Source organism: Wolbachia endosymbiont of Drosophila incompta (assembly GCF_001758565.1).
GTDB lineage: Bacteria > Pseudomonadota > Alphaproteobacteria > Rickettsiales > Anaplasmataceae > Wolbachia > Wolbachia pipientis.
On record NZ_CP011148.1, the window covers coordinates 1,095,696 to 1,102,892 of the forward strand.

General features: G+C 31.9%; 6 protein-coding genes and 1 pseudogene. 6 read left to right on the top strand and 1 reads right to left on the bottom strand.

All coding sequences use genetic code 11. The annotated features are described in order from the left end of the window. The first annotated feature begins 264 nt into the window (after positions 1-264). The 6 genes from WG67_RS04960 (at position 265) to WG67_RS04985 (ending at position 5,878) form a co-directional block, all read left to right on the top strand. On the top strand, positions 265-1,329 hold the full coding sequence (locus WG67_RS04960) for an AI-2E family transporter (protein WP_070356986.1): 1,065 nt from the start codon (positions 265-267) through the stop codon (positions 1,327-1,329). Positions 1,330-1,458: 129 nt separating this feature from the next. Further along, positions 1,459-2,094, top strand: a complete 636-nt coding sequence (locus WG67_RS04965) for a DnaA ATPase domain-containing protein (protein WP_070356987.1) — start codon at positions 1,459-1,461, stop codon at positions 2,092-2,094. Between the two features lie 364 nt (positions 2,095-2,458). Continuing rightward, a complete protein-coding gene (locus WG67_RS04970) occupies positions 2,459-3,445 on the top strand; it encodes a tyrosine recombinase (RefSeq protein WP_070356988.1) in 987 nt (328 codons plus the stop codon). Between the two features lie 55 nt (positions 3,446-3,500). Continuing rightward, positions 3,501-4,226, top strand: a complete 726-nt coding sequence (locus WG67_RS04975; protein WP_010963063.1) for a lysophospholipid acyltransferase family protein — start codon at positions 3,501-3,503, stop codon at positions 4,224-4,226. 51 nt (positions 4,227-4,277) lie between these two features. Next, on the top strand, positions 4,278-4,547 hold the full coding sequence (rpsT, locus tag WG67_RS04980) for a 30S ribosomal protein S20 (RefSeq protein ID WP_010081981.1): 270 nt from the start codon (positions 4,278-4,280) through the stop codon (positions 4,545-4,547). A gap of 80 nt (positions 4,548-4,627) precedes the next feature. Then, positions 4,628-5,878 carry a citrate synthase gene (locus tag WG67_RS04985; protein WP_010081982.1) on the top strand — a complete coding sequence of 417 codons (1,251 nt, stop codon included), beginning with the start codon at positions 4,628-4,630 and terminating at the stop codon, positions 5,876-5,878. Positions 5,879-6,067: 189 nt separating this feature from the next. Here WG67_RS04985 and WG67_RS06465 read toward each other — a convergent pair. Next, positions 6,068-7,190: pseudogene (locus WG67_RS06465) on the bottom strand (transposase). Positions 7,191-7,197: the final 7 nt, after the last annotated feature.

The window sequence follows — 7,197 nt, forward strand, 5'->3', positions numbered from 1 at the left end:
TATTTCTTTTTGTAGAAGCTTTCCTCTCTATCCAAGATTCTTTCCGAAAAATAAAATTTCTGACATCATATAAAAGTTACTTCCCCTATTAACTAGCATAATTATAATAGCAAAAGAGATATTTAGAGAGCTCAAAATCTATCTTTGCCTGCGGATTAAACAACTAAATTTTAGTAAAAAATGATAGTATTACAAATCGTAAAATACTTTCAACATAGGAAAAATAAATTGCATATTTTTCAGTAAATTAGCTATGCTAAACACATGCAAAAACGTCATATAACTATTTGTTTCATACTGCTTTTTATAATAGGGATGTTATTCCTGATGCGTCCTATGATTTTTCCATGTTTAATATCTATTATTATTGCATATTTGTTTAATCCGCTAGTAGTCAAGTTTGAAAAGTATAGAATACCACGTCCATGTTCTGTAATTTTTATAATACTTATTTTATTAATAGCTTTTATACTAGTCATAACATTTGTTTTACCTATTATATATGTTCAAATTACTTCAATATTAAATTTCTTAGTGAGTAAAGTGCCTTCATTAAAGTTTAAAGTAATCCCCTCTGTATTAGAATTTCTTAATATGAAAATCGAGGATAGCTTATTTGATCATTTATCTAAAAATCTAGCAGAAAATTACAGCAACTATGTATCTTATTTCATGAATGCTCTTGATATTGCTAGTAACTTTATAATCCAAGTGTTAAGTTCAAGCTTTAACACGGTATCATTAATGGTGATTACTCCTGTAGTGTTTTTCTATATATTACGTGATTGGCCTTTAATTATAGAAAAAGCTAGTAAATTAATCCCTATTCCTTACAGAGGAAAAATTGCAGATTATTTTTCCAAAGTGGATTTCATTATATCTAATTATCTAAAGGGGCAGGTAAATGTATGTATTGTCATGATGGTCTTTTACTCTGTGAGTCTGAGCATAATTGGATTGGAACACTCTATTGTTATTGGAATTTTATCAGGAATGTTAACGTTCATACCTTACGTAGGGCCATTATTATATACCATTATTGGGTTTTTGAGCGCTATCACTCAATTTAGTGGATGGTTTGAAAGTGCTGCTGTTTTGCTATTATTTGGTGTTGGACAATTAATAGATTCAAATATATTAGTTCCTTTATTAATAGGAAAAAAAGTTCATATACATCCAACTGTAATTATTCTGGGAATTACTATATGCGCTTCATATTTTGGATTTACAGGTATATTACTTTTTATTCCAATAATAGCAATGTTCAATGTATCAGTAGAATATGCAATCAATAAATATTTTAAAAGTGAGCTTTATAAAAACGGCTAACAGACCTTTTGCATAATCAATTTATGGTAAGAGGAGAAATGAGCCCAGAATACCTGACACATTTGAGGAGCGTAAGTAAATTTCTGCGCAAAAATTACTACCAGAAAGAGGTTACGTAAGAGGTTCAACGTGCAATTAAATTTATTTAACAACAATCAAGCTGATTATAGCCGGCAAAATTACATCATCTTAGATGAAAATAAGCACGTATATAATTCGGTAGTTAATGATTTATCTTGGAAATGTCTGATTCTTTTTGGACCTAAAAGCTCCGGTAAAACTCATCTTGCTCATATTTGGCAATCAATAAACGATGCAATCTTTATCAATGTGAATAACTTCGTAAGCGAGATTAGGTATAGCGATGCTTTTATTTTAGAAGACGTACAAAACATTAAAGATGAAGCCATGTTATTACATTTTTACAATTACATGAAAGAAAACGACAAGAGGCTGCTAATCACTTCTTCAATTTCACCAAAAAAGCTTAACTTCAAACTAAGAGATTTAAGTTCTCGAATATTATCAACTATCAGCGTAAAAATTTTGCCTGCAAGCGAGGAATTATTAAGAATTATGCTAATAAAACGATTTTCAGATAAACAGTTAAAAATTGATTTAAAAGTGATTAATTATATTTTAGCAAGAATAGAACGTTCTTTCTATAGCATTGATAAAATTATAGAAAAGATAGATAATGAATCTATAGGGTCAAATGTGACCGTTCCTTTTATTAGCACTTTATTAAAAAAAGATGCCATTTGATTTCTTCTTTTGTAAGGTGTATATTAAAAATTTATTAACACCCATAACACTAACGTAATTGGAATCTCTACCTGTCCATGTTAGAATTATAATCAATGTTATGTTATAATAAATATAGATAGATACAGCTAAGAAGTATTCTATATTTATAGTAGAGCTCACTTTATAAGGTGTTTTTTATAGATTTAACGTTATAATTTAACTATGATAAGAGTAAGATTAAATTTAAGAAAAAGGTTAAAGCAAAAGTTTGTGATGTTCAATCTATTGATAAATGCTTTATTTGTCTCATATTTTCTCATAAGAAACACAGGGAACACTTCTAATCAAATTATAGCCAAAGAAATAAATATAGGAACTGATAATGAAAAATAAACAGTCGCAAAATAAAAAAGAAAATCTTTACATAACATATTACATAGATGCTTTAGCTTCAGAGAGGTCCGCTGCACAAAATACTCTGGAAAGTTATCGTTCGGATTTACACCAGTTGGAAGAATTTTTATTGGAAAGCGGCACTACCTTGGTTGGTGTAAACAAAACCAATATTAAAGATTATGTGAAATCTTTATGTACACAAAAAAAATATAAAAGTAGCTCTATATCAAGAAAAATATCCGCTATGAAAAATTTTTACAAGTGTCTATTTAATGACGGAATAATAGATTTTAATCCAGCGCCGGCTAATGATGCTGAATTAAAGAATCCAAAAGTTTCTCGTCCTTTGCCTAAGTATTTAAGTGTCGAAGAAATATTTTTGCTAATGGACACAGTGAGAAAATCAGCAAGCGAATCGAATAAAGAGATAAGCAGTAAAAGGCTATGTGCGATTTTAGATATCCTTTACTCTTCTGGAATGCGTGTTTCTGAACTAATTAGTATGAAATTATGTGAAGTGTCACATTTAATAAACAGTAATAACAAAGAATGCTATATAATAATAAAAGGAAAAAGTGGTAGAGAGAGGCAAATTCTTTTTAATGAACAAGCATTGCAGAGCCTTAGAAATTATTTATCAGTTCGTGATAATCTGATCTCTAAAGAAAAGGAATCCGATTGGCTATTCCCAGGTGATAAACCTAATAAACCAATTACAAGGCAGAGGGTCGGTCAATTAATGAAGGAGTTGGCAAGAAAATGCAATATTGATGAAAATAAGATCTCTCCACACGTGGTTAGGCATTCTTTTGCTACCCATCTACTAAATAGCGGAGCAAATATTGTGTTGATACAGAAAGTTCTTGGCCATACTAACCTTTCTACAACACAAATATATACTCATATTGCTAACGAAAAGTTAAAGGACAAATTAGCTGATTCGCATCCTATTACTCAGATGATCAATAATTAAATTTATTGTTTTTAATTTGTAATAAAGTTAAATTTAAATAAATTTATGTGAGTTTGTGATTTCAAGTTTATTGTTTAATTTCTTTCTTATATTATGGGAGGTATTCTATACTTTCATTACTCTCCCTGTAATTTTCTTTTCTGAGTGTGTAATAACCATTTTCCTCGTCTGTTCGGTGAGAGTTGTATTATTCATGCTGCGTTTATTATGTGGCATTAAATATGAAGTGAGGGGAATGGAAAACATCCCTAAGCAACCTTTTATCATTGCATCTAAACACCAATCTCCATTTGAAACATTTATTTTTATACTACTATTTAGAAAAGCGGTTTTTATTTTAAAACGTGAATTGAAATGGATTCCATTCATTGGTTTGCATCTTATAGCGCTGAAAATGATTTTTATTAACCGTTCAGATGGTATCAGTTCTATACGCCATATAATCAAACTAGCAAAAATGCGTATAAAAGAAAATAGAAGCATAATAATATTTCCTGAAGGTACAAGAACAACTATAAACCAAAATATAAAATATCAACCAGGTATTGCTGCTTTATATAGCGTATTATCTGTTCCTGTGTTACCGGTTGCTTTAAACACTGGTTTGTTTTGGCCAAAAAGCATACTTTCTCTGAGAAAGAATCCCGGAAAGGCAGTAATAGAAATATTGCCCCCAATATATCCTGGGTTAAACAAAAATGAATTCTTGCAAAGTTTAGAAAAAATTATTGAAGAGAGAAGCAGTAGATTAACCATAGGAAAAACTGATATTGCAAATTAACAAAAAAACTTTATAATTAAAAGAAAAGTACAGTATTTTAGGTATTAATATATGGCAAATCATAAGAGTGCTAAAAAAATGATAAAGGTAATAGCAAAGCGCACTTTAATAAATAAGATGCGGAAAAGTAAAACTCGCACTGCTATTAGAAATTTGGTTGATATAATCAAGTCTGGCGACAAAGAAAATGTTGTTCTGGCATTTCGGAATGCTGAATCTAATTTACACAAGTGTGTGAATAAAGGTGTTATTCATAGGAATACCGCTGCGCGTAAAATAAGTCGCTTAAATGCAAAAGTAAAAGCATTGATGACCGCTTAATACGGTTAATGTAAAGTTAACTGTATTAATATATACTCCTCAGTTTGTATATTCTGTATAAAATTTAAGTAGCTTAAGTGATGGATAAAAAAGTGCTATTAGAACTAAGTAATGGATTAAAAATCGAGCTACCTGTATTAAGCGGAACAACAGGTCCTGATGTGTTAAATATCAAGGATTTATATAAGATGACAGGATTATTCACTTACGATCCAGGGTTTGTTTCTACAGCTTCATGCTCTTCTACAATTACATTCATTGATGGAGATGAAGGAGTTCTTAAATATAGGGGACATAATATAGCTGATTTGGCAGAGAATAATAATTTTACTGCTGTGATTTATTTATTGCTCTATGGTGAATTACCCAGTTCAGAGCAACACAAAAAATTTCTTCTCAAAATACAAGAATCATCCAAAGTATCAGAGCAAGTTACAAATGTAATTAAAGCATTTCCAAAAACTGCTCACCCTATGTCAATCTTAGTTGCATGTTTTGCAAGTTTGTCAGCATCTTATCATGAAAAGCATGGCAACAATGTCAATGGTGAAGACCTAGATTTTGGAATTTCTGCAATAGCGCAAGTTTCCACAATTATTGCAATGATTTATAGGCATATCAACAATCAGGAATTCATAAATGCTAACAATGAATTAAGTTACAGTGAAAATTTCTTAAAGATGATATTTGGCGATGCTGTTGATAATGATAAAAGCGCCCTTTTTGCAAAAGCTCTGGATAAAATATTTACTCTCCATGCTGATCATGAACAGAATGCTTCTACGGCGGCTGTCAGATTGGTGGGATCGGCTGGTTCTAATCTGTTTGCAAGCCTCTCTGCAGGAGTTGCTACACTTTGGGGACCAGCACATGGTGGAGCTAATGAGGCAGTTATAAATATGCTAAAAGAGATAGAGCAAAGTGGAGATATAGATAAATTCATCGAAAAAGCTAAAGATGATAAAGATCCATTTAAATTGATGGGATTTGGACATCGTGTTTATAAAAATTATGATCCGCGCGCGCGTATATTGGAAGGCGCTTGCCATGAGGTTCTAAGTAAACTAGAACAAAATAATGAACTGCTTAAAATTGCAAAAAAACTTGAAGAAATAGCTTTAAAGGATGAATATTTTATCGTGCGTAAGTTATATCCAAATGTTGATTTTTACTCAGGTATAATAATGAATGCTATTGATATCCCCTCAAATATGTTCACGCCTATTTTTGCACTTGCAAGAACCACTGGTTGGGTTACTCAGTGGTATGAAATGATAAATGATAAAGAAACTAAGATCTGTAGACCAAGGCAACTCTATTTTGGTAAATAAATTTATTTTCACTTCATTAGACTTCTTGCATAACCCAAACTAAGTAGAAAAAAGGTGTCATCCGAGTAGCTGACACTGGTTCCTTTACGACGGAAGTGTCCAGAGGTGTCATTGCCGTCTGGAATCCAGTAAAAAGGATGGTGTCATTCCGTATCCGTTCAGCCAATGGCGTCAACTTAAGAACTTTCATTAGCAAACTCTCCTAAAGACATGATGGCGTTTAGGCTTATCTACTTTATTGCGGCTGTCCCGGTCGGATTTTAACTTTAGCGCGTATACTTAAAAAGGGCTTGAAAGTTTTTTGGCGCAATAAGTACCTGATAGAGTTTCTGTCTCATTACACTAAATAAAACTGAAAAATTTAAACGATACTCAGTAATTTGATCTGGGTTCCAAGGCCCTTGTGCATCACATATATGAAGCGATAATATATTGCACATGACCAAGTTTGCCCAAAATTCTTGTAATACAGCCTCTCCAGAAAAATTCTCTAACTCTGCTCCTACTTTGAGTCGTTTATAGCACTCCTCTATGTGCCACCTTAACACATAAGCTTTGCTCCAAAGTCTCGGTCAAAAACTCTGTTTCTCAGTTGGCTAATGTCAGCACTATAACTCTTACTTTCTGTCCTTTCATTTTATTTTTTAGCTTTTCATTTTCTAATATAAAATCGAAATCTAATTCGCCAGCGTTCCCATAGCTTACTATAATTTCTTTTTTGCAAGCGAAAAATAAAATCTACTTCCAAATTATAATGCTGCTGAATGAATTTTACTGAAGACGATCATAGATAAATAATAATTTCTCTTGATTTAATAAACGCATTTGAGTGATAACTTCGGGTAATTGCTCTGCCGCCAACGTTTGTTCACCTATATTCCAAGCTGCAAGACGAGCACTGCAAATCAGCGAAGTACACAAATCAACAAACAAATTGCCAATGGTGCCTGTTGTTCCATTTGGTTCAAACTCGGATACAATTTCCCCAGAGCTGGGTAATCTCATACCAGAACCATCTGCTGCAATAAGTCTATAGCCTCTCCAACTCAGGTTCATCCTGATAGGCTGTTTGGATGCTTAGATTCTTGAAAGCCTGTATGGCAAATCTTATACCTTGCTTTAGAAAAAGCTTGCTTTGAGGGTACATGTCAATGGCTCCATAAGTTCACATTCTATTCCCAAACTTTTTTTAACTAACTTTAAAATCATAGAAAATACTGTCGAAAAAGGAAGTTTTCTTGTTCGTGTAAAACTCAACACAATGGATTTTCTGAAAAGTTTTCGAGTATATTGCATTTTTAATTTGTAAGATAAGATAT